Source organism: Massilia putida (assembly GCF_001941825.1).
Lineage (GTDB): Bacteria > Pseudomonadota > Gammaproteobacteria > Burkholderiales > Burkholderiaceae_D > Telluria > Telluria putida.
Map to the genome: position 1 here is coordinate 5,411,581 of NZ_CP019038.1, position 22,504 is coordinate 5,434,084.

18 protein-coding genes are annotated in these 22,504 nt (G+C 65.3%); 6 read left to right on the plus strand and 12 right to left on the minus strand.

Annotated features, from left to right (window positions below; translation table 11 throughout):
• The 3 genes from BVG12_RS26220 to BVG12_RS26230 all read right to left on the minus strand — a co-directional run bounded on the left by BVG12_RS26220 (nt 1) and on the right by BVG12_RS26230 (nt 4,415).
• Nucleotides 1-852: a flagellin N-terminal helical domain-containing protein gene (locus BVG12_RS26220; RefSeq protein WP_075794965.1), complete on the minus strand. Its 852-nt coding sequence runs from the start codon at nt 850-852 to the stop codon at nt 1-3.
• Between the two features lie 206 nt (nt 853-1,058).
• On the minus strand, nt 1,059-2,231 hold the full coding sequence (locus tag BVG12_RS26225; RefSeq protein WP_075794966.1) for a DegT/DnrJ/EryC1/StrS family aminotransferase: 1,173 nt from the start codon (nt 2,229-2,231) through the stop codon (nt 1,059-1,061).
• Between the two features lie 9 nt (nt 2,232-2,240).
• Nucleotides 2,241-4,415 (minus strand): tetratricopeptide repeat protein, encoded by a 2,175-nt coding sequence (locus BVG12_RS26230; RefSeq protein ID WP_075794967.1) that lies wholly within the window; start codon nt 4,413-4,415, stop codon nt 2,241-2,243.
• An 819-nt stretch (nt 4,416-5,234) separates the two neighbouring features.
• Here BVG12_RS26230 and BVG12_RS26235 point away from each other — a divergent pair.
• On the plus strand, nt 5,235-7,904 hold the full coding sequence (locus BVG12_RS26235; RefSeq protein ID WP_075794968.1) for a bifunctional diguanylate cyclase/phosphodiesterase: 2,670 nt from the start codon (nt 5,235-5,237) through the stop codon (nt 7,902-7,904).
• Between the two features lie 288 nt (nt 7,905-8,192).
• Nucleotides 8,193-9,464: a dicarboxylate/amino acid:cation symporter gene (locus BVG12_RS26240; RefSeq protein WP_075794969.1), complete on the plus strand. Its 1,272-nt coding sequence runs from the start codon at nt 8,193-8,195 to the stop codon at nt 9,462-9,464.
• A gap of 45 nt (nt 9,465-9,509) precedes the next feature.
• Here BVG12_RS26240 and BVG12_RS26245 read toward each other — a convergent pair whose 3' ends face one another.
• A complete protein-coding gene (locus tag BVG12_RS26245) occupies nt 9,510-10,520 on the minus strand; it encodes a GlxA family transcriptional regulator (protein ID WP_229503715.1) in 1,011 nt (336 codons plus the stop codon).
• A gap of 264 nt (nt 10,521-10,784) precedes the next feature.
• Here BVG12_RS26245 and BVG12_RS26250 point away from each other — a divergent pair, with 264 nt between their 5' ends.
• Genes BVG12_RS26250 through BVG12_RS26260 form a run of 3 tightly spaced genes read left to right on the plus strand, consistent with a single transcriptional unit; the run spans nt 10,785 to nt 14,524 of the window.
• Entirely contained in the window at nt 10,785-12,113 is a 1,329-nt protein-coding gene (locus tag BVG12_RS26250; protein ID WP_075794971.1) for a M20/M25/M40 family metallo-hydrolase, read from the plus strand.
• Nucleotides 12,110-13,183, plus strand: coding sequence for a porin (locus tag BVG12_RS26255; RefSeq protein WP_075794972.1), 1,074 nt, complete (start codon nt 12,110-12,112; stop codon nt 13,181-13,183). The genes BVG12_RS26250 and BVG12_RS26255 overlap by 4 nt, the downstream gene beginning before the upstream one ends.
• Before the next feature lie 27 nt (nt 13,184-13,210).
• Nucleotides 13,211-14,524, plus strand: a complete 1,314-nt coding sequence (locus BVG12_RS26260; RefSeq protein WP_075794973.1) for an MFS transporter — start codon at nt 13,211-13,213, stop codon at nt 14,522-14,524.
• Between the two features lie 38 nt (nt 14,525-14,562).
• On the opposite strand, the gene BVG12_RS26265 is transcribed toward BVG12_RS26260, so the two are convergent.
• The 7 genes from BVG12_RS26265 to BVG12_RS26295 are packed head-to-tail and all read right to left on the minus strand — an operon-like array spanning nt 14,563 to nt 20,374.
• Nucleotides 14,563-15,198, minus strand: coding sequence for a flavin reductase family protein (locus BVG12_RS26265; protein ID WP_075794974.1), 636 nt, complete (start codon nt 15,196-15,198; stop codon nt 14,563-14,565).
• Nucleotides 15,199-15,251: 53 nt separating this feature from the next.
• Nucleotides 15,252-15,893, minus strand: a complete 642-nt coding sequence (locus tag BVG12_RS26270; protein WP_075794975.1) for a response regulator transcription factor — start codon at nt 15,891-15,893, stop codon at nt 15,252-15,254.
• Between the two features lie 18 nt (nt 15,894-15,911).
• Nucleotides 15,912-16,415, minus strand: coding sequence for an aromatic-ring-hydroxylating dioxygenase subunit beta (locus BVG12_RS26275; RefSeq protein ID WP_075794976.1), 504 nt, complete (start codon nt 16,413-16,415; stop codon nt 15,912-15,914).
• Complete coding sequence (locus BVG12_RS26280; protein ID WP_075794977.1) at nt 16,412-17,698, minus strand: aromatic ring-hydroxylating oxygenase subunit alpha; 1,287 nt, start codon at nt 17,696-17,698, stop codon at nt 16,412-16,414. Before BVG12_RS26280 ends, BVG12_RS26275 begins: the two co-directional genes overlap by 4 nt.
• 26 nt (nt 17,699-17,724) lie before the next feature.
• Complete coding sequence (locus tag BVG12_RS26285; RefSeq protein WP_075794978.1) at nt 17,725-18,861, minus strand: amidase; 1,137 nt, start codon at nt 18,859-18,861, stop codon at nt 17,725-17,727.
• Nucleotides 18,858-19,388 carry a nuclear transport factor 2 family protein gene (locus BVG12_RS26290; protein ID WP_075794979.1) on the minus strand — a complete coding sequence of 177 codons (531 nt, stop codon included), beginning with the start codon at nt 19,386-19,388 and terminating at the stop codon, nt 18,858-18,860. Before BVG12_RS26290 ends, BVG12_RS26285 begins: the two co-directional genes overlap by 4 nt.
• A 32-nt stretch (nt 19,389-19,420) precedes the next feature.
• Nucleotides 19,421-20,374, minus strand: coding sequence for a PDR/VanB family oxidoreductase (locus tag BVG12_RS26295; RefSeq protein WP_075796568.1), 954 nt, complete (start codon nt 20,372-20,374; stop codon nt 19,421-19,423).
• Between the two features lie 107 nt (nt 20,375-20,481).
• Here BVG12_RS26295 and BVG12_RS26300 point away from each other — a divergent pair, with 107 nt between their 5' ends.
• Nucleotides 20,482-21,405: a LysR family transcriptional regulator gene (locus BVG12_RS26300; RefSeq protein ID WP_075794980.1), complete on the plus strand. Its 924-nt coding sequence runs from the start codon at nt 20,482-20,484 to the stop codon at nt 21,403-21,405.
• Nucleotides 21,406-21,408: 3 nt separating this feature from the next.
• Here BVG12_RS26300 and BVG12_RS26305 read toward each other — a convergent pair whose 3' ends face one another.
• Nucleotides 21,409-22,476 (minus strand): porin, encoded by a 1,068-nt coding sequence (locus BVG12_RS26305; RefSeq protein ID WP_075794981.1) that lies wholly within the window; start codon nt 22,474-22,476, stop codon nt 21,409-21,411.
• Nucleotides 22,477-22,504: the final 28 nt, after the last annotated feature.

The window sequence follows — 22,504 nt, forward strand, 5'->3', positions numbered from 1 at the left end:
TTACTGGAGCAGCGACATGACCATCGAGGACATGCTGTTGCTCTGCTTGAGCATCGCCGTGCCGGCCTGCAGCAGCATCTGGCTCGAGGTCATGTTCGACGATTCGGTCGCGAAGTCGACGTCCATGATACGGCCTTCAGCAGCCTTGCTGTTGGTGCTGATGTTCGACAGGTTGTTGTACACGTGGCTAAGGCGGTTCGCCGAAGCGCCCAGGCCCGAACGCAGTGTGCTGACGTCCGCCAGGGCGGTGGTCAGGGTGCCGATCGTGGCGTTGGCCGACGAGGTCAGTTCGGTGCCGGTGGTGGCGGTGCTGTAGTTGACGGTCGCGGACGACACGTCGCTCTGCACCTGGTTCAGGGCGGTGCTCAGGTCGACGCTCATGGTCTCGCTCGAGGAGGCGCCGATCTGGAAGGTCATCGCGGAGTTGACGGTACCACCGATCAGCAGCTTGTTCCCGGCGAACGAGGTGTTCTTCAGGACGTTTGCCAGTTCCTTGCCCAGTGCGTCGAATTCCGACTGCATCGCGCTCTTGTCGGAAGCGGTGGACGAGGCGTCTGCAGCTTGGGTTGCCAGATCCTTCATGCGCGTCAGCATGTTGTTGACTTCGTCCAGCGCGCCTTCGGCGGTCTGCAGCATCGAGGTCGAGTTCTGGGTGTTGCGCATTGCGACAGCCATGCCCGAGGTTTGCGCTTGCAGACGCGAAGCGATCTGCAGGCCGGCGGCGTCGTCCATTGCGGAGTTGATGCGGTAGCCGGTCGACAGGCGGGTCATCGAGGTCGACAGCGAAGCTTGGGTACGGTTGATCGAGTTCTGGGCCGACAGTGCGGCGTTGTTGGTGTGAAGGCTCAGCATGGTTGGCTCCTAAGGGATTTCAATAATTGATCGGTAGTGCTTTTGGGCTTTGATTTCGAGTGTTTCGCTCGCTCTCACATGTACAAGACGACCGATTCCGCACCGTCATTAAGTGCCATGCGGAAATTTCTTGAATTTTCTTTCGGTGTTGTTTTTTGCAAAAGAAAAGGCCGGCGCAAGGCCGGCCCGTACGTTGAGCGGTGACTTCAACCGCTCTGGACCATGGTACGGATCACCTGGGCCACCACGTTGATCTTCTGTGGGTTCATGGTTTGCCCCGTCGGCAGCACGATGACGCTGCCGGCCACGGCCTCGGTGACCGGAAGCAGCAGCCCGGCATGCGGAAACAGCGAGCGATAGGGTTCCATCTTGTGGCAACCGGGCCAGAAGTAGCGGCGCGCCAGGATGTTCTCGGCGCGCAGGGCGTCGACCAAGGCGTCGCGCGAGACCGGGCAGTCCGGCGTGACCTCCATGATGATGTACTGAAAATTGTTGCGTTCGCGCTCGTCGTACTCCAGCACGCGTATGCCCGGGACGCCGGTGAGCACTTCGCGATAGGCCCGGTAGTTGACGCGGTTGGCGGCGATCACGTCATCGATGACGTCGAGGTTGACCAGACCCATAGCGGCGGCGATCTCGATCATCTTGCCGTTGGTGCCCGGATAGCTCACCTGATCGACGCCGGAGAAGCCGAAATTGCGCATCAGCCGCATCGTGCGGGCAAGTTCATCGTCGTTGGTGACGATGGCGCCACCCTCGAAGCTGTTGAAGAACTTGGTCGCGTGGAAGCTCAGCACTTCGCAGCGGCCGAAGTTACCGATCTTGCGCCCGCCATGCGTGCAGGTGAAGGCGTGCGCGGCGTCGAACATCAGTTCCAGTCCATGTTCCGCGGCGACGGCCTCCAGCGCTTCCACCGGGGCGGCCCGTCCCCACAGGTGCACGCCGATGATGCCGGTGGTACGCGGGGTAATCATCTTGCGCACAGCCTCCGGCGACAGCGTGTGCGTGGCCGGGTCGATGTCGGCGAAGACCGGCGCGATGCCCTGCCACTGCAGCGCGTGCGCCGTAGCGACGAAGGTATAGGCCGGGACGATCACTTCGCCTTCGAGGCCGAGGGCGCGGATCGCGATCTCCAACGCGATGGTGCCGTTGCACATGGCGACGCAATGCTTGACGTCCAAGTGGGCGGCGACCCGGCGTTCGAACTCCTGTACCAGGGGGCCGTCGTTGCTGAGCCAGCGGCGGTCGAAGATCTCTTCGACATGGCGCATGAAGGTAGCGCGGTCCCCCATGTTTGGACGGCCGACATGCAGCGCTTCGTCGAAAGCGGGTGCGGCGCCGTTGATGGCCAGGTCGGCTTGATGGCGTATGGGTTTCATGTCGATACCTTATTCAGAGTCGGAAACGAGTTCGGCCAGGCGTACCTGGAGCGGCGCCGCTCCCTGCCCATTGCACCAGCGAAGCCACATCTTGCGGAGCGCCAGCGCGAGGCCGGCGGCGGCCACGTCTGGATACCCGAGGATCGAATCCGTCATGCGCTGGCGCATCGACATGCGCATCAGCGCCAGCGTTTGAGTGTTCTGTGCCAGGAAGACGCCGAGCTTGACATACGTATCGTCGTCCTCGGTAATGAACGAGCCGAGGCCGAGGTGCACCATGAATACGGCCGCCGCGTGGCTCGGGTTGGTAGGCCCGGTGGCGGCCAGCGTCGGCACGCCCATCCACAGTGCGTGGCCGATGGTGGTCGAGCCGGTATAGGGGAAAGGACTGAGGCACACGTCGACGTCGTAGTGCTGCTTGAGGTATTCGTGGACGGGCGCGCGCGGGCGTAGCAGCAGGCGCTCGCGCGGGATGCCTTCCAGTTCGAACCAGTCGATCAGCCTGTCGTCGATACCCGACTGCAAGCCACCCAGCAGCATGCGCGCGTCGGGCACGGCGTGCAACAGCTTGGCCCAGTGTGCGATCACGTCGCGGCTCAGCTTGCTCGCGCGATGGAAGCTGCCGAAGGTCAGGTAGCCGTTCTTCAGCGCCGGCAGTTCGTTGACGGGGGGCGCACTCGGCTCGGGCAGAAAGAGCGCGCCCGAGGGCAGGCGTACGATCTGTTCCGTGAACTGGTTGTCGTAGCGGCCTTCCGGCACCAGGAACTGGTCGCAGAGGATGTAGTCCATCGAGCGCAGGCCCGTGGTGCCGGCATAACCGATGTAGGTGGCCTGGATTGGCGCCGGCTTGCGTGCGAACAGTGGCAGGCGATTCCTGGCCGAATGGCCGGAGAGATCGATCAGGATGTCGATGCCATCCGCGCGGATCAATCGTTCGGCCGCGTCGTCGTCGAGGTCGGCGATCGGGCGCCAGACCGCGACGTTGGCACGCATCTCTCGCGATATCGCATCGTCGAACGTGTTGTTGTAGTAAACGTGGAGGGCGACTGCGGGATTGCCCTTGAGCGATTGGAACAGCGGCGCGATGAAATGCGATACCGCGTGGTTGTACAGGTCGGCCGATACGAAGCCGACGCGCAGCTGGCGCATCGGGTCACGGTCGTTCGGATGTGGCTGCCATTGCGTGCGCAAGGTGGCTTCCCACCGCTCGCCAAAGCCGAAGTGTTCACGCGTGAGCTCGTCCGGGTCCAGGCAGCAATGGCTCAGGATGAACAGCAGCATGCTGTGCGTCTCCGGTGTCGGGCAGACTTCCAGCAGGCGTCGGCTTAGTCCGAGAGCCTCCTGCCATTCGCCCAGCGTGAAACAAGTATGGGCGAGGGCACGGAGGGCGTGCTCGTTATCGGTGTCGATCGCGAGTGCCTTGCGCAGGATCGGGGCAGCCTTGTCCAGGTTACCGTTCATCTGCAGCGTGGCACCGAAATCGCACAGGATGCCCACATTGTCCGGCACTAGTTCGACGGCGCGCTCGAGGCAGGCCAGCGCGGCCTCGTGTTGGCGCAGATGGCGATGGCTGAGCCCCATGTGGCGGTGCGCGTTGACATGGCCGGGCCGCCGCGCGACCACGGCGCGGTAGCATTCGATCGCTTCGTCATGACGGTTGAGGCGGTACAGCATGTCGCCGAGGTCGTACTGTGCGTCGACCTGCTCGGGATCGAGGGCGAGCACCTGGCGGAATACTGCGGCGGTGTCCTCGAAATTCCCTTGGCCGTGAAGGGTCGATGCGAGGCAGAGCAATGCGGGAATGCTGTGTGGCGCGAGTTCGACCGCACGCCGTGCACTGGGCTCCGCTTCCTGCGCCCGCTGCAGGCGTACCAGGCTGTTGGCCAGGCCCCGGTGCAGCTCGGCGTCGTCCTCGAAGTGCAGCGCCTGGCGAAACGCGTCGGCAGCTTCCTCGTATCGTTCGCCCTCGAGCAGGGCGGCCGCCAGCAAGGCGCGGAGGTCACGAAGTTTCGGGTTGAGTTCCAGCGCGCGCCGCAGGCACGCGATACCTTCGTCGAGCTGGACGTCTTTCAGTAAAGCCAAACCCAATAGTGCATGGGCCCTGGCATCACGGGGGGTAAGCTGCACCGCCCGGCGGTATTGCTTGATGTCGCTCATCATCGCGGCGTTGAGGATGCCGTTCATGGCCGTACCTTCAGCGCGGATCGACAAGGAACGAGCACGTGGCCGGCACATGGCGCCTGGCCGGGGAGGGGGGATAAAGTCATGGAAATGGAGGGTCAGCGTCGTAGGACCTGAAGTGTTGCTATTTCTCAAGGGAAACAAAATATCCTTGAATTGTAAACCGTCCGCGCAATCCGCGACGATCGCTGTTGTATATCTGTGTCGTGTTCACTGCAGATTTTTTTCGTTGTTGGCAAATTTAATAAGTGCCGACCTCGGGAAACCCCGGCAATCAACGGTCGATGAGCACTTTTCGGGTAATGTCCACATGTCCGCATGACGCGCGGGCATCTGTCTCAGTATCGATCTTCCGAACCCACGCGACCGCGATAGCCTTCGTCGGAAAAGTTTCCGAAAGGGACTTATGACCTTTACGGCGGACCTGTGCCCGCCAAGCGTCCCCGACCTTAAGTATCGAAGACATCTGTAGCAAATTTGTAGCAATGAGGGAGGAAACAAGGCATTCTCTGGGAAGTCCGGGAAGTCGTATTGTTCTCTCAGAGGCTGTAGCAATTTTATAGCGCTGGATTCTTGCCAGGAGCTGCGATCGGCGAAGAGGTACTGCCGGATCAGGACCGGCTTCATGGGGTAGCGCCGGCAGCGCACGCGCCGGATGCATGCTGGTGACAGCCTGACATCGGCATCCGGATCGTGTTCGCGGACCGCTGGTTACCGGCTGTTCCTGCACATCGCCGGCGGGTGTATGATGGTCTCGCTCGAATATTCTTCTGCGAGGGGCAGATGGCCTTGCGCTCTGTCCGCAGGCTCCGCCGCGGTTTGATGGCGCTCGCGATCGCGTTGCCGGCACTGTTTGTCGTATCGGCCGGCATTGCGATCATGCAGGATTATCGCGCCACGATCGCACAGGCCGAGTCCGATATGCGAAGCGTCGCCGTCGCGCTCGAGGAGCATGCCATGCGCACGTTCGGCGAGGCCGATACCCTCGTCCGTATCGCCATTGCCGAGATCGGGAAGCGCGGCCTGGCGCCCACGGCGGCGGACGAACGCGGCCTCCACGATATCTTGGCCGCTGCGACGCGCGACTCGCCACTGACCAACGGTGCCGCTGTCCTGTCCCCGGACGGACGGATCCGCGCCAGTGCAGCCGTCTATCCGGTGACTCCCCTCGATATTCGTGACCGCGAATACTACACCGCGCTCCGCGCGCACCGCGAGCGCGGCATCCTGATTGCCCGGCCGGTCGCATCACGCCCGACCGGGAAATGGGGCATTCCGGTTGCGCGCAGGGTCGACAATCCGGACGGTTCCATGAACATGATCGTCATCGTCGGGGTCGACATGGCGTACTTCGACCGGTTCTACCGGAATCTGGAGCTGGGCTACAGTATCCGGCTGATGCTGCTGCGGCGCGACGGCTGGGTGATCATGCAAACGCCCAGGCGTGCCGACGTCGAGGACCGCAACCTGGCGGACACGCGTCCGTTCCGCATGCTCGCATCTGCCCCGATCGGCACTTACCAGACCGAGCACAGCGTGGTCGACGGCATCGCGCGCGTGGTCGGCTACGCGAGCGTGGCGCAGGCGCCGCTGGTGGCCGTGGCGAGCGTCGCGCGTGCCGAGGTGATGCAACCCTGGGTCAAGCGCAGCCGGCAGGTCGCGGGACTGGGTGTGTTGTCCTCGGTTCTCGTGCTGTGCCTGCTGCGCTTCCTTTGGCTGCAACTGGCCGTCCTGGAAACGGCCCAGGAAGGGCTGGCAAGGCGCAACGAGGACCTGGATGCCGCGCGCCGCCGCTTTCAGGAACTCGTCGACGGTATCGACGGCGTCGTCTGGGAAGCGGTACTGCCGGATTTTCGCTTTACTTACGTCAGCGGCAATGCGGAGGCGATTTCGGGCTACGACGCGGAACAATGGATCGGTGACCGGCAATTCTGGCGCGACAGGCTGTGCACCGGGCCGGATGGCAAACACGTCGAGCCGGTGCTGAGCACCGCCCGGCCCGGGCTGATCAAACCGATCGAGCACCATATCGTCACGCCCGACGGCAAGGACAGGTGGCTGCGCAGTAACGTGATGCTCGCCGATTCGGGCGCGGGCGAATTGCATGTACGCGGCGTCACGATCGACATCACGCCGCAGAAGGTGTCGGAATTGCAGCTGTTCGAAGCCAATCACGTCGATCCCCTGACACGGCTGCCGAACCGGCGCGCCCTCGTCGAACGCATGGGACACGCATTGCTGCTGGCCCGGCACAACCAGTCGGTGGTTGCCATGGTCCTGATCGATATCGACAACTTCAGCACCCTGAACGACAGCCTCGGGCACGAGACGGGCGATGAGGCGCTCGTCCAGGTCGCTGCGCGGCTGCATGGTTGCCTGGAGGCCACCGACATGCTGGGGCGAATGGGCGGCGACGAGTTCGCCGTCGTGATGGAGGACGTGGATCGCGTCGCGCTCAAGGTGGAGCACCTGGCGGAACGTATCAGCGCTTCGCTCGAGAACAAGATTCCGGTCGACGGCCGCGAGCTCTATCTGACAGCGAGCATGGGCATCGCCCTGTTCCCGCAGGACGGAGCGGATGCCCCCGCCCTGATCCGCAACGCCGACACCGCCCTGTACCGCGTCAAGGCGGCCGGAAGGAACGGCTGGCAGTTCTTCGACAGTTCCATGGCGCGCCAGGTCGAACATCGGCTCGACCTGGAAACCGCCCTGCGGCACGCCATCGAACGCGAGGAGTTTCGCGTGTACTACCAGCCGCAACGCTCGCTCGAGGATGGCAAGATCATCGGTGCCGAAGCGCTGGTGCGCTGGGAGCGTCCGAACGTGGGCATGGTGCCGACGCAGGAGTTCATCCGCCTGGCCGAGGAAAACGGCTTCATCGTCGGCTTGGGCAACTGGGTACTGCGGGCGGCCTGCCACCAGGCCGTGGCCTGGGGCAAGTCCGGCCTGCACGTGCGCATCGCCGTCAACGTGTCCGTGGTGCAGCTGCAGCAGAGCGATTTCGTGGCCCAGGTGCGCGCTGCGCTGACGCTCTCCGGCTTACCCTCGCATTGCCTCGAACTGGAGATCACCGAAGGCGCCTTCGTCGCCGACCTGCTGGACGCGCTCGACAAGCTGCACCAGATCAAGGGACTGGGCGTGGAGCTGGCCGTGGATGACTTCGGCACCGGGTACTCGTCGCTGTCCTACCTGAAGCAGATGCCGGTCGATCGCCTGAAAATCGACCAGAGCTTCGTGCGCGACATCCCTCGCAGCGCCGACGACTGCGCCATCGTGCGCGCGATCCTGGCGATGGCGTCCAACCTGAACCTGCAAGTCATTGCCGAAGGCGTCGAGTCGGAGGATCAGCTGGCGTTCCTGCGCGACGAAGGGTGCCAGGAGATCCAGGGTTTTCTGCTGTCCCCGCCGGTCAATCCCGACAACTTCATCGCGTGCTTCCGCAACGCGGGGCGGGTCCCTGAACCGAGCCGTGTCGGCCCGGATCTTCCATAGAAGCCGATAGCCCTGTCGATCCTTTGCACGTGGCGGCGTCCCGGCAGATTCGACGCCTGATCGGCATGCTGTCAGCCGATGGCTGGATTGCCCCTCCGGATGGCGGTATTTACCTCGATTGCTGGCGCTATCGATCTCTATAATCTACCGCGCCCGGCCAGCGCCGACATCGTTCAGCGGCATGCACGCGCCACCACGTCGTCCAGTCCCACTCGAGTCCGCGGTGGACGCCTGCTCGCCAGGACTCTCTCCGGTCAACGCCTTTACATTCTTCAGTTGCAAACACCTATGACACATCGAAATCGTCTCACGGTATACATCCTCGCAGGCCTGCTGTCGGGTATCGCAGTCGGCTACGTCGCCAACACCAACCTGACCGACCCGGCCGGCTTTGCCGACACGTTGTCGCTGGTGACGACGCTGTTCCTACGCCTGATCAAGATGATCATCGCGCCCCTGGTGTTTTCGACGCTGACGGTCGGCATTGCCAGGATGGGGGACGCCAAGGAAGTCGGTCGCATCGGCGTCAAGGCGTTGGGGTGGTTCGTGATCGCGTCGGTGCTGTCGCTGACTCTCGGGCTCATCCTGGTCAATGTGTTCCGCCCGGGCGACGCGATGGCGCTCGCCGGCAGCCTGCCGGCGGCCAATGCCTCTTCCGGCATCGCGTCGTCCGCGCTGACCCTGAAGGATTTCATCGCGCATCTGGTCCCCACCTCGATCGTGGATGGCATGGCCAAGAACGAGATCCTCCAGATCGTGATCTTCTCGATCTTCTTCGGCACCGGTGCGGCCGCCGTCGGTCCGCGCGCCAACCTGTTGATCGACGCCGTCGACGGCGCGGCTCACGTCATGCTGAAGGTGACCGGCTACGTCATGCACTTCGCGCCGTTCGCCGTGTTCGCGGCGGTGTCCAGCGTGATCGCCAGGAGCGGGGTCGGCGTACTCTCCACTTACGGTTTGTTCATGGGGGAGTTTTATCTGGGGATCATCCTGCTCTGGGCGATCCTGATCCTGATTGGCGTGCTCTTCGTCGGGAAACGCCTGTTCAAGCTGCTTGGGCTGCTGCGCGAACCGGTCATCCTCGCGTTCACGTGCGCGTCGTCGGAAGCCGCGTATCCGAAAACGCTGGAAGGCCTGGAACGCTTCGGTGTCAAGAGCCGGCTGGCCGCGTTCGTGCTGCCGATCGGTTATTCGTTCAACCTGGACGGCTCGATGATGTACTGCACGTTCGCCGCCGTCTTCATCGCCCAGGCCTACGGCATCGAACTGCCGCTGTCGACGCAGCTGACCATGATGCTCGTGCTGATGCTGACGTCGAAGGGCATGGCCGGCGTGCCGCGCGCGTCGCTCGTCGTGATCGCCGCCACGCTGAACCAGTTCAACATTCCGGAGGCCGGCCTCCTGCTGCTGCTCGGCATCGACCACTTCCTCGACATGGGGCGCTCGGCCACGAACGTGATCGGCAACGGCATCGCCACCGCAGTGGTGTCCAGATGGGAAGGCGAGCTGGCCGGGCAGGCGGTGCCGGCCGACGATGTCGCGCCCGCGCCGCTGCCCTGACGCGGCAAGCGACGGCAGCCGGACGACCGCGATGCCGGTCCGTTGCTACACGGTCGTCCCTGGCACCCGCCAGTGTTTGCGCTTCGGCGACCGCAGCGCAAACCTAGCCCGATGCTCCGAGGGACTCAGGCCCGTCGCCCGCTGGAACAGCCGGCGGAACGACGCCGCGTCCTGGTAGCCGCATGCCTGGGCGATCGATTTCGCATCCTGCAGCGTGACTTCCAGCAGGACCTTGGCGCGCTCCACGCGCAGCTCATGCAGATAATCCAGCGGCGTCCGTCCCAGCACCTGGCGAAAATGGCGCAGCAGCGTACGCTCGCTGACCGCCGCCGCCTCGGCAAGTTGGCTCATCTGGAACGGCGTATCGATGTGTGTCTGCAGCCATTGCATGGCGCGGTACACGGGACTGTCCGACGTCTTCGGCAGCCACTTGTTGCTGATCAGCTCAGGCGTGATCTGCTGGCGCTCGGGCTGGTGCAACAACAGACTCGCGCACGCCTGTGCCAGGTCGGCGGACAGCAGTTCGCCCAGCACGTACAACATGAATTCGGTCTGCAATGACACGGCGGTGCAGCTGAACACGCGGTTGTGTTGCGACATCGGCGCATCGGCGAAAAAATCGCAGCGCGGGAAGGTGCGCGAGAACCAGCCCTGCGATGCCCATGGCGCCGCGAGCCGGGCGCCATCCAGCAACCCGGCCAGCGCCGGGAACACGATGCCGTTGGCGCAGGCCGCAATCCAGCCCCCCGCCGCCGCATGCTGCCCCACCATCTGCAGGGCAGCCGGATAGGCCCGGGCAATCTCCGCGATCTGCGGCGCATTCAGCGTGTGCAGGCCGGGCACGATCAACAACGTGCGCGCGGCATCCGGTTTCCACCGCATTCCCGATGCGCCGCCCATCCCGGGCAGCGCAATCCTTTTTCCCTCCGGCGTGATGAAGCGCCAGTTCAGCTGCAGTGGCACGGCGGCGTTCTGCATGCGCGCCACGCAGACCGCGGCGCGGAGCACGTCGACGGCACCCAGCAGCGTGCCGTGCATGGCTTCCGGGAACCACATCAGTTGTACGTTCAGTCGATTCGAGGCGGTGTCGGGAGGGGCATGCATGGGTGTGTGACAGCGTGATGTCGGTGGCGGAATCGGCCTGCAAGATGGCGGTATTTACCCGATCAGCCGGCGTTTTTGGTTCATATAATTTATCACATTAAATCCTTGCTGACTGACGGTAAGAAAACGATATCGGGGCCGTTGAAGCGTGAAGTCATGAGGACTTATTTCCAACCCGAATTGCACTTTTTGAGAGAAATTGGAGACCACTGAAGCATGAAAAAATACCTGAGTTTGATCGCACTGGCCTGCCTGTCGCCTTGCGCCTTCGCGGCGAACGATGCGACGGCCGCGGCGTCGGGGCACCAGCGCCTGACCGCCGCGCCCGCGATCCGCAAAGTCCTGGACGACGTCAAGGCCGATCACGACCGAGCCATGGCCGAGTTGCGTACCCTGGTGGAGATTCCGGCGCCACCGTTCAAGGAACAGGCACGCGCCGCGTATTTCCTGGCGCGCCTCAAGGAACTCGGGTTGACGGACGCCTATATCGACCATGAGGGCAACGTCATCGGCGTGCGTAAAGGCACCGGCAAGGGGCCGCGGCTGGTGCTGGCGGCACACCTCGACACCGTGTTCCCGGAAGGTACGGACGTCAAAGTGAAGGAGCGCGACGGCAGGTGGTATGCGCCGGGTATCTCCGACGATACGCGGGGCCTGGCCGTGCTGCTGTCCTGGCTCAAGGTGCTCAACGATAACCAGCTGAAAACCGTCGGCGACCTCATGTTCGTCGCCAACGTCGGCGAGGAAGGGCTGGGCGACTTGCGCGGCATGAAGGCATTGTTCCGCGACCACAAGGACATCGACGGCATGGTGGGGCTGGAACCGGCCGGACAGGCGCCGGGCAAGCCCGATGAGATCACCACGACCGGGACCGCCAGCCACCGCTACGAGTTCGATTTCAAGGGACCGGGTGGTCATAGTTTCGAAGCGTTCGGCCTGCCCAGTGCCATCCATGCGATGGGGCGTGCCGTGGCCGGGATCAGTGACATCCGGCCGCCGGTGCAGCCCAAGACAGGTTTTACCGTCGGGACGGTCCAGGGCGGGACATCGATCAATTCCATTGCCGCCGACGCCCGCATCGGTGTCGACATCCGTTCCAACGGGATGGCGGCGCTGCGCACCACCGAGCAGCAGATCCTGGCGGCGGTCAAGGACGCCGTGACCCAGGAAAACAGGCGCTGGAACTCCAGCCTCATCCACGTCGATACCAAACTCGTGGGCGACCGCCCCGGCGGCGCGACGCCGACCGACTCGCCGATCGTGCAGGCATTCGTGCAGGCCATTACCGGTTATGGTCGCCCCAGCCCTACGTTCGCCACCCACAGTTCCGACGCGAACGTCCCGATGAGTCTCGGCATTCCTGCCGTCATCATCAGCAACGCCCCCCATTCCGGCGAACAGCACACACTGCACGAGTGGATCGACCCATCCGACGCATGGCAGGATGCGCAGATCGGGCTGACGGGTGTGCTCAACCTGGTCGGCGTCGACGGCGTCAGCCAGCCCGTGTTGGCACGGCGCGGCGCCGGCGGAGACAAGCAATGAAGCGCGCACTGGTGTTGGCGTGCCTCGGCGCGCTGTCGGGTACGGTGGCCGCCGCGGACATGGGGGCTTCCAATGTCGTCGTCTATGGCGTGGTCGATGCCGGTATCGCCTATACGCATGCCGGTACGAGCATGATCAGGGAAATCAGCGGCATGGGTTCCACGTCGCGCCTGGGCTTTACGGGAACCGAGGATCTGGGCGGCGGGTTGAAGGCGGGCTTCCACCTGGAGAGTTCTTTCCAGGCCGATACCGGAGTCGCAGGCGCCAGCAACCGCCAGGGCGGACAGAGCTTGTTCAACCGCGACGCCCACATCTGGATCGGCTCGGACACACTGGGTATCGTCAGGCTGGGCAAGCAACTGCCGTCAGTCATCCCACCCAGCGTCGAGCCCTTCGTCGCGGTGACCGGCTTCTCGCCGCTTGCTTCCCTGGTGAGCGGCAACTCGGACCTCGGCAAGGGCGCCACGATTGGCGATTCGCGCCCCAACAACGTCATCTCCTACGAGACACCGAACATGCGGGGCTTCGGGGCACAGGTGCACTATGCGCCGCGCGAAGAGAACGCCGCGGGCTACCCCCGCGTGGCCGATTACGGCATGGAGCTGCATTATGCCAAGGGACCGTTGCTCTACCTCGGCGCGCAGTTTGACGTGATCAATACGGATCCCGTCGCCGGGCTGCCATCCTTCAGGAATCACTGGAACGCACTCGGCGTGCAGTACCAGCTGGGAAATTCCGTGTTCAGCTATGAACTGAACATCGTCGCCCCCGAGATGGCCCATTACCTGCTGGCCCAGAACCATATGCTGGGTTGGGTGTACATGCCGCGTGCCAGGGATACGTTCCGCGCCCAACTGATGTACCGTAACCTTCCCGGCAGTCATGTGCACAATGCGCTGGCGCTCGGCCTCGGGTACGAGTACAACCTGTCGAAGGCGGCGGCGCTGTACACCCGGATCGGCTACGTCCTCAACAAGTCGGCCGGCATCTCGTCGCTGTCGGTGGTGACGCCGGCGCACCCCGGCGACGACGTCTCCCTGGTGGCACTTGGCGCCCGGCTGCGTTTCTGACAGCAGGCGCCGATATCCGGGGAGCCCATGCCTGTGGAAAGCGGATCGACGCACGACGCCGGCAGCAGCGGTGTCCGGCAAACGCTGGCCATCGTGATGGCCAACGCACTGGAGTTTTTCGATTTCACGGCCTACACGTACTTTGCCGTGTTCATCGGACGCGCGTACTTCCCTGCGTATGCGCCGGACCGCCAGCTGTTGCTGTCGCTGGGGGTGTTCGGCCTGGGCTTCCTCGCGCGCCCGGCCGGCGCGCTCGTCCTCGGACTGTATGCCGACCGGGCAGGCCGCTGCGCGGCCATGCAGCTCACCATGCGGCTCATGGGCATCGGTACCGCACTGCTGGCATTGACGCCGCCCCATGCCGCCATCGGCGCCATGGCGCCGGCCCTGATCCTGCTCGCGCGGCTCCTGCAGGGGTTCTCGATGGGCGGGGACGTCGGCCTGTCCATCAGCTATCTGTATGAATCGTCGGGGGCCCTGCGCCGCGGTCGAACGACCAGCCTGCTGCTCGTCACGCAGGGATGCGCGGGCGCGATGGCGTGCGGTTTCGGCTACTTGGCCAGCGCGTCGCTCGCGCCGGACGCCCTGCAGGCCTGGGGCTGGCGGTTGCCGTTCCTGTTCGGCCTGCTGATCTATCCCGCCGCGTGCTATCTGCGTCATACGCTGCCGGAAACCCTTCCCGTCCACGCCAGGCTGCCCGCCGGGCGCGCCGTCCTCGCGACGATTCGCGCGCATCACGGGCGGGATCTGCTGGCCGCCATCGGTGTCATGTGCGGCCCCATCGTGACGACCGCCATCGTCAGTCACTACATGACCACCTATGGCATGCACACATTGCGGTTGTCCGTATCGTCCGCCATGCTGGCGGGCGTGGCCGGCGGCCTCGTGGCGGCCGCGGGCGCACTCGGCGCGGGGCTGGTGTACGACCGGCACCGCCGTCTCCGGCTCGCGGTTGTACCCTTGTGCGTGCTGATGCTGGTCGTGTATCCGGTCTTCCGATGGGTCGGCGGTGGCGGCGTGGCGACATTGTGCGCGGCTGTGGCCCTGCTCACGTTGCTGCGCGTCGGCGCGTCGCCGCTGTACCTGGTCCTGGTTCCACGATCGTTTCCCCTGCCGGTGCGCGCGACGTCGCTGTCATTGTGCTACGGACTCGCGACCGCGCTGTTCGGCGGCACGACGCAATACATGGTGACGTGGATCATCGATCGTACCGGGGATACACTGGCGCCGGCGTGGTATCTGCTGGCGGCGAACGGGCTGACGCTGGTGGCGGTTTGCGCGCTGCTGCGGCGTCGCGTCCGTCATGCGGAGGCCCCCGCACGGCGTCCCTCCGCAGTCTGACACCGCGCCGGACGAGATGTCGGGCGCATGCGTCGACGCTAGCGGCCCGGCGGGTAGGTGGGGCGCTGCATCTGGAATCGCTGTTCCGGGGTGATTTCGAAGTAATCGGTGGGTCCGCCTCCGCGCAGGATGGGCCGGGCGGCCGCGGTGTCGTAGATGCCGTCCGGGAGCAGGTGGCGCGCGATGTGCACGCCCACCGCCTCGCCCAGCACCAGCCAGTTTCCGGTGACGATGCCCGCCGCGGATTGCAGCGCGACGATCTGCGTGACACGGCATTCGAACGCCACCGGCGACTCCGCCACGCGCGACACGCCCACCACCCGGGACGGCGCCGGCGTCAGGCCGGCCAGGACGAACTCGTCGGCGTCGGGCGGCGCGGCCAGGCTGCTCAGGTTCATCGCCTCGGCCAATGGCCACGTGACGAGATTCCACACGAATTCGCCGGTCGCTTCGATATTGCGCAGCGTGTCCTTGCGGCCTTCGCTCGAGAAGCCGATGATGGGCGGGGCGTTGTTGAAGGCGCCGAAGAAGCTGTAGGGGGCGAGATTGAGGATGCCGTCCGCGCTGCGGCTCGAGATCCAGCCGATGGGCCGGGGGCCGAGGATGGCCTTGAACGGGTCGTGCGGCAGGCCGTGGCCCTGCCTGGGTTCGTAGAAATGATAGTCGTCGCTCACTGAGCCTCCTTGATACGTCGTTGGGTTGATGCCGGATAGCCGGACGCGGTCCACTATCCCTTGAGCGGATCGGCCCCGTACAAAATGTCCGTCCCGAACGCGAGCACGACGTCCCGGATCAGGCCGGCGGAGCCCTGGCAACCGAGCTTGCCCTTGATGCTGGCCCGGTGCACGTCGACCGTGCGGGCGCTGATGTTCAGGTCGCGCGCGATGACCTTGCTGACGTGCCCGCGCAACATGCGGTCGAGCACCTCGCGCTCGCGCGGACTGAGCAGCTTGATCGTCTCGCGCAGCCGTGCCCGGCGGGCCCGCTCGGGGTGGCGGGCCTGCGCGGTCCGGAGCGTGAGCTGGACGCGTTCGAGCATCCGCTGCGGATCGTAGGGTTTGGCGAAGAAGTCGACGGCGCCGTTCTGCAGGGCGCGCACCGACATCGGGATATCGCCATGGCCCGAGACGAAGATGATGGGCAGTTCGCTGCCGGTGGCGTTCAGGTGTTCCTGCAGCTGGAAGCCGCCGATCCCGGGCATGCGCACGTCCAGCACGAGGCAGCCGGGCCGTAGCGGGTCGTACGCTTCCAGGAAAGCGGCCGCGCCGGCATGGCACTCGGTGTGGATGGACACCGAGTTCAGCAGCCATGCCAGCGACGTGCGCGCGCCCTCGTCGTCGTCGACGATGTACACCACGGGCCTGTCCATACCGGTGCCCGCCGCCGGTCAGAGCAGGAAGCCGAGCGCGTTCAGCGCGTCCTGCGAGTTGACGAGCCGGATCACTTTCTGCACCAGCTTCGGGCCCTCGGCCGTGAAGCGGACGCGGTGCGTCAGGTTACCCGCGAACAGCGTGGTGGTGCCCCGCTTGTACGCCGCCAGCAGCTGGGCCGAGTGCACCTCGACCTCGTCGCCATCCATGTTCGCCAGCGCAAAGCGCGACACCGTGCGCACGGTCGTCGCGGAATCCGCCGCCGACATCGAGAACCCCGACGCGAAGCGCTCGATGCGCAGGCGGCGCATGCGCGCGTCGTCGTAGGCGTAGTTCAGCGTGGCTTCGAAGTCGGTCGTGTCCGGGTCGATGGGCACGATGTAGTGGCCGTCGTCGGCCCACAACGCGCCCCAGGCTTCGTAGTCCTTGCGGTCCAGCAGCGCCGCTTCCTGCCAGATGAATTCGATCGCGCGGCCGAGTGCGGTGGACGGGTCGGCGGCTGGGATATTCAGGTTAGTCATTTGCTCATCATCCTTTTCCACATGGCATAGGCCTCACGCATGCCGGTTTCGTCGGTCGAATGCGACACCTTGTCGCCGTTCTGGTCCTGCCATTCGCGGTTCAGGCCGCGGTTCACGAGGATCGGCACGTCGCGGCCCGCGCGGGCGCCGGCCTGCACGCGTTCCCAGGCCTCGGCGTCGTCCGGGCTGCCGAAGCCGAACGGACCCTGGAAGTGCTCGTGGATGCGCATGCGCTCGCGGTTCGCGATTTCCGGGCCGCCGTCCATGCCGAGCGCCACATGGCGGATTTCCGTCTCGTCGACGGCGACCGGGCGCAGCACGCGGAAGAACGACATCGACATGGCGACGTTCGGGAACAGGTTCAGGTTGAAACCGGCGCCGTGCAGCGAGCGCACGATGCGGCGCACCTGCTCGGGCGGATAATCCTTCGACAGCGCCTCGATCACGTGGGCAAAGCGTTCCTGCAGCTGCTCGGTGCCATCGTCGACGTCGAGGTCGACGTGTTCCGGCACCATCACCATCACGCTGTGGCCGTTGCCCAGCGAGCGGGTGATCGATGCCTCGTCGGTCATGAACGACAGCATTTCCGACGTCTCGGCGTCGACCGACTGCAGGAAGGTTTTATGGACGACCGGGAAGTGGTAGCCGTCGGTGGTGTTCTCGAGCTGGATCTTCCAGTTGCCCTTGAAGCTGAACTTGTGCTCGCCCTGCGTCTTGATGGGAAAGCCGGCGCCCTGTTTCATGAACAGGTCGATCCAGTGCTTCGCGTTGCCGAGGAAGTCCTCGAGCGGTTCGATCTCTTCGTTGTAGCTGGCGAAGATCATGCCGGCATACACGCCGACTTTCAGGGCCTTCAGCGGCAGGTCGGACTTCTCGATCACGTCCTCGTAGCCATCGGCATAGGGCAGGCCGCGCAGTTTGCCGTCCAGGCCGTAGGACCAGCTGTGGTACGGGCAGGTGAAGCCGGTCGTGTTGCCCTTGGTCTTTTCGCAGACCGTCGCACCGCGGTGGCGGCAGCGGTTTTCCAGCACGTGGATGTTGTTCTGGCGGTCGCGCACGACGATCACCGGATTGCGGCCGACGAAGGTCGAGCGGAAGTCGCCGGGTTTGGGCAGTTCGCTCACGTGGGCGACCCAGACCCAGGTCTTCGTGAAGATCTTGTCCATCTCCACGTCGAAGATCTGCGGATCGGTGTACAGCGCCGGATCGACCACGGCGTCCTGGACCAGGTCGGCGTAGCTGGAGTCCGGCGTGCGCGGATGAAAGCGTAAGGGGGCGTTCATGCAATGCTCCTGTGGTTGTGTTCTGGTTAAATTTGGCTGTCTTGCAGTGCGCGTTCGAGGTGCAGCGCCAGCGCGCACAGGCGCTCGTCGTCGCCCTTGCGGCCGACCAGCTGCAATCCCGCCTTGATGGGCATGGCCGGGACGGGTATCGGATAGCTCAGCGCCGGATGGCCGCTGAGGTTGAACGGGCGGACCAGGCGGCTCAGCGCGATGACGGAATGGCCGGCCGCGACTTCCGCCAACGTCGGCGGCAGCGACGGCAGCGTGGGCAGGACGAGGGCGTCGACGCCTTCCAGCGCCCGGTCGACGTCGGCGACGAACGCGAGGCGTACGCGCTCGGCCTGCTGCCTTGCGTCTGCCGTTGTCGTGCCGGCGGCGCGCAGGCGACCCGCGACGTCCGCGCCGACCTTGCCGCCGTCGAGCAGATGGCCGAATGCGGACCAGGTTTCCTGGTTGATCACGGCAATCGCCGCGTCGAACGCCGCCTGCATGCCGGGCAGTTCGCGGGGTTCCTGCTGCCAGCCGGCGGTGCGCAAGGCAGCGGTAAATGCCGCGTCGACCGCCGCATCGCTGCCCGTGGCAAGCACGCCGACCCGCGCCTTGGCCAGCGGACGCGCGGCTTTACCCCCGTCGAAGTCGTGCGCGATCGCCTGCATCACATCCCTCAGCACGAGTGCACTGCGCGCGAACGGGCCAACGCAATCGAGGCTGCTCTCGCGCGGCCAGGCGCCGAGGCGGCTCACGCGACCGAACGTCGGCTTCAGGCCGAGGACGCCGCAGCACGCGGCCGGCAGGCGGATGGAGCCACCCGTGTCGCTGCCCAGCGCCGCGTCGACTTCGCCGCTTCCGACCGCCGCGGCCGAGTCGCTCGACGAGCCGCCCGGGATCAGGGCGGGATCCTGTGGATTGAGTGGCGTGCCGGCGACCGGATTCATGCCCGTCATGCCGTACGCGAGTTCGTGCATCGTCGTTTTGCCGACGATGTGCCAACCCGCACGGATCAACGCGTCCACGACGGCGGCGTCGCGCCGGGCCGGCAGGATCTCGGCCAGCGCCGCGCTGCCTGCGCGGGTCGGCATGCCTTCGATGTCGATGCAATCCTTGATGGCAATGGTCGGGCCATTGCGGTCGCCCAGGTCGAAGCGTTCCACGAAGGCGCTCATGCTGCGTCCTCCCGTGCCGTGACGTCGTTCCAGGGCACACACTCCAGGCGCTCGGTGCGGAAGTGCGCGATCAGCCAGCGCCCATCCGGGCCGGGGCGGAAGTCGACGTCGAGGCGCGCGGTGATGGCTTCCGAGCCGCCGGCGCCGTATGTCGACAGCTGCAGCATCAGCCACTGCCCGCGCGCGCCTGCGCCGTCATCCGCCACCGTGATCTGGTGGGACGTCAGGAAATGCAGGTTGCGCTTGAAGTGGGGCGAAGGCGCCAGGTAGCTGCCGACGAAGGCGGCGATGGCGGCCGGGCCCACGTGACGGCCGAACTTGCCGGCGTACAGGGGGCCGACGCCTTCCCAGACGGCGTCGTCGGTGAACAGGTCGGGCAGTTGCGGGAACGCGCGATCGACGCACGGCTGGTCGCACAGTTGCATGTAGCGCGCCAGCGTGTTCTGGACGCCCTGGGCGGCCTCCAGGCGTTGCAGGCGCGCCGCCAGCGACCGGAGCGCATCCGCGGCGGGCTGAGTGGATGTCATGGCGAGTCCTTCGTTGTTGAGGTTTGGGGTCTTCAAATGTCCAGCACGAGGCGGGCCGACCGTGCGCGCGACACGCACAGGCAGATCTGGTCGTTGGCGGCCTTTTCCTTTTTCGACAGGCAGTGGTCGCGGTGGTCCGCCGTGCCGTCGAGCAGCGGCACGACGCAGGTGCCGCAGATGCCTTCGCGGCACGAGGTATCGATCGCGATGCCGGCATCCGCCAGCACCTCGACGATCGTGCGGTCGGCCGGCACGACGAGCGTCGCGCCCGAGCCGGCGAGCATGACTTCGAACGGGGCGTCGCCGCCGGCACCGGCCGCGGCGGGGGCCGCCTGGAAGTGCTCGAGGTGGATGGCGTCCTCGCCGCGCGACTTGGCGGCGCAGGCGACGACGGCGTCCATGAACGGCGCCGGACCGCAGGTGTAGACATGGGCAGCCGGGCTGGCGGCGTTCATGCAGGCGTCGAGCGTGTGCGCCATCTCCTCCGGCTTGACGCCGTAATGGAAGCGCACGTGGCGCGCGAACGGCGGGGTGCCGAGCAGGTCGGCGAACGCCGTGTGTTCCGGGCCGCGCGTGAAGTAGTGCAGCGTGAACGCCTGGCCTTCGGCCGCGAGCCGCCACGCCATCGCCAGCAGCGGCGTGACGCCGATGCCGGCGCCGAACAGCACGTGTTCGTTGGCGGCGGGGTCGAGCGCGAACAGGTTGCGCGGTGCGCCGACCTCGAGTTCGCTGCGTTCCGAGACCTCCTCGTGCAGCGCGCGCGACCCGCCGCGCGATGCGGGTTCCTTCTTCACCGCGATGGTGTAGGCGCACTCGTCGTGGGGCGCCCCGCACAACGAGTACTGCCGGGTCGGGCCGCCTGGCACCGTGACGTCCACATGGGCACCGGGTTCGTACGGGGCGAGCTTGCCGCCATCCGGCCGGACCAGGCGGAACGAGCGGATGTCCGGCGTCTCGTTGACGATTTTTTCAACAATCATTTTCATCGCGATGCTTCCCATGGCGTAACACATAAAAATTCATTCTAAGTGCGCGTTTCGCATAGATCAAATTGATGTAAGATATCTTCATCATCAATCTCATGGATTTTGGTATGACGACGCTTGCGAACATGGACTTGAACCTGCTGCGCGTGTTCCAGGCCATCGCCGAGGAACAAAGCCTCACGCTGGCCGGCGAACGCCTGCACCTGTCGCAGCCGGCCGTGAGCTACGCGTTGCGGCGCTTGCGGGCGATCTTCAACGACCCGCTGTTCATCCGCACCAGGACGGGGATGCAGCCGACGCCTTCCGCGCTGGAGCTCGCCAAGCCGATCGCACGCGCGCTGCAGGCCGTGCAGGATGCGCTCAGCTACGCCGAGCAGTTCGAGCCGTCCAGCACGACCCGCGCGTTTTCGCTGTCGATGACGGATGCGGCGGAAATGGTGTTTCTCCCGCCCCTGTGCGAATACATGCGCGAACAGGCGCCGCTGGCGCGTATCCATGTGGAGCAGGTACCGAAGGAATCGATCGAGGAAGCGTTGCGCACCGGGCAGCTCGACTTCGCGATCGGCCATCTGCCGATGCTGAAATCGTCGACCTGCCATACGCTGCTGTTCAGCGAGACTTATGTGTGCCTGACGCGCAAGCGGCCAGGCCTGCCGGGACACCAGGCGCTGACCGTCGACGAGTTCATGGCGCTGTCGCATGTCCAGGTGCAGTCGGCCGAGAGCAGTCACGCCCAGCTCGACGACATCTTTCGCGCCCACGGCCTCGCCCGGCCGATCGCGCTCGATATTCCGCATTTTTCCGTCCTGCCGAGCATCCTGGCGCGGTCCGACCTGGCCGTGACCGTGCCGTCGCGGATCGCGCGGCTGTTCAATGCGAACGGGCAGTTCGCGGTGTACGAACTGCCCATCGCGATCCCCGCAGTCGAAGTGACACTGCACTGGCATCAGGACTTCGCCGGCGACATCGGTAGCCGCTGGATGCGCCAGGCCATCACCGACCTGCTGCAGGACTACGGCCGCCAGGCGTAAGGGTCAGAACGTGTGGCGAATGGCGGCCCGCAGCGCGTTCTGCGTGCCGCCGGCAGCCGGCACCCCGACCGCGGCCGTGGTCTGGGCCGGATAGCCGCGGTCGCGCAGGAACGCGGCGGTCGCGTACACGTCGGTACGCGCCGACAACCGATAGTCGGCGACCAGGGTCAACTGGTCCGCGCTGCCGATGCCGTTGTTGCGGCGCTGGTGCTGCACGCCCGCGGACAATTCGAGTTGCCGCGCGGCCGTCCAGGTGACGCCGAGATCCACGGTGTCGACCTTGCGATACCTGCCGTTATTGTTGCTCACCTCGGTCAGCAAGCCATAGGCGCGGACGGCCCCGAACTTGTAGCTGCCGCCGAGGCCGTAGATGCGGGTCGAAAACGCGCCCGTCGGATCCCGCAGGTCGGTGAGGGCGAATCCGGCGCTGACGGGGCCGTCGTCGTAGCCCACCCGGGCGCTGTAGGCCCGGCTCGCGACATTGTTTCCCGCGACCTCGCCCAGGCCATACAGCGCACCGAACGACCAGCCGCCGAACTTCTGGCTCTGGAACTTGACGGAGTTGTTGACGCGGTCGCCGGCATAGATGCGGTCGTTCAGCACGTAGCCCGTGCGCGGGCTGGCGTGCAGGCCGAACGCGAGCAGGCCGGCCGGCGTGACGCCACCGGTGGAATAGGCGTTTTCATTGACCATGAAATCGTAATGCCGCCCGACGCTGATGCTGCCATATCGCCCATTGATGCCGAGGAACGCCTGGCGGCCGAAAATGGCGCCGCCCTGGCCAAGGGCGCCGTCGTCGAGCGTGAAGCCGGTCTCCAGCGTGAAGAATGCGTTCAGCCCATCGCCGAGCTGTTCGGTGCCGCGGAAGCCGATCCGGTTCGCGTTGGCCACACCCGTGTCCATTTTCGTGAACACGCCGGTGTCCTTGCCGGTGCTGTCGGCCGAATCCGAATACCGGGTCAAGCCGGCGTCGACCAATCCGTAAATCTGGACCTGGTCGGCCCTGGCTTGGCCCGTGCCGATCAACATGCAGATCGTGCTGGGAAACAGTGCGAGCAACTTCTTGTTCATTAATTCCATCTCCATTGGCGTGTAAATA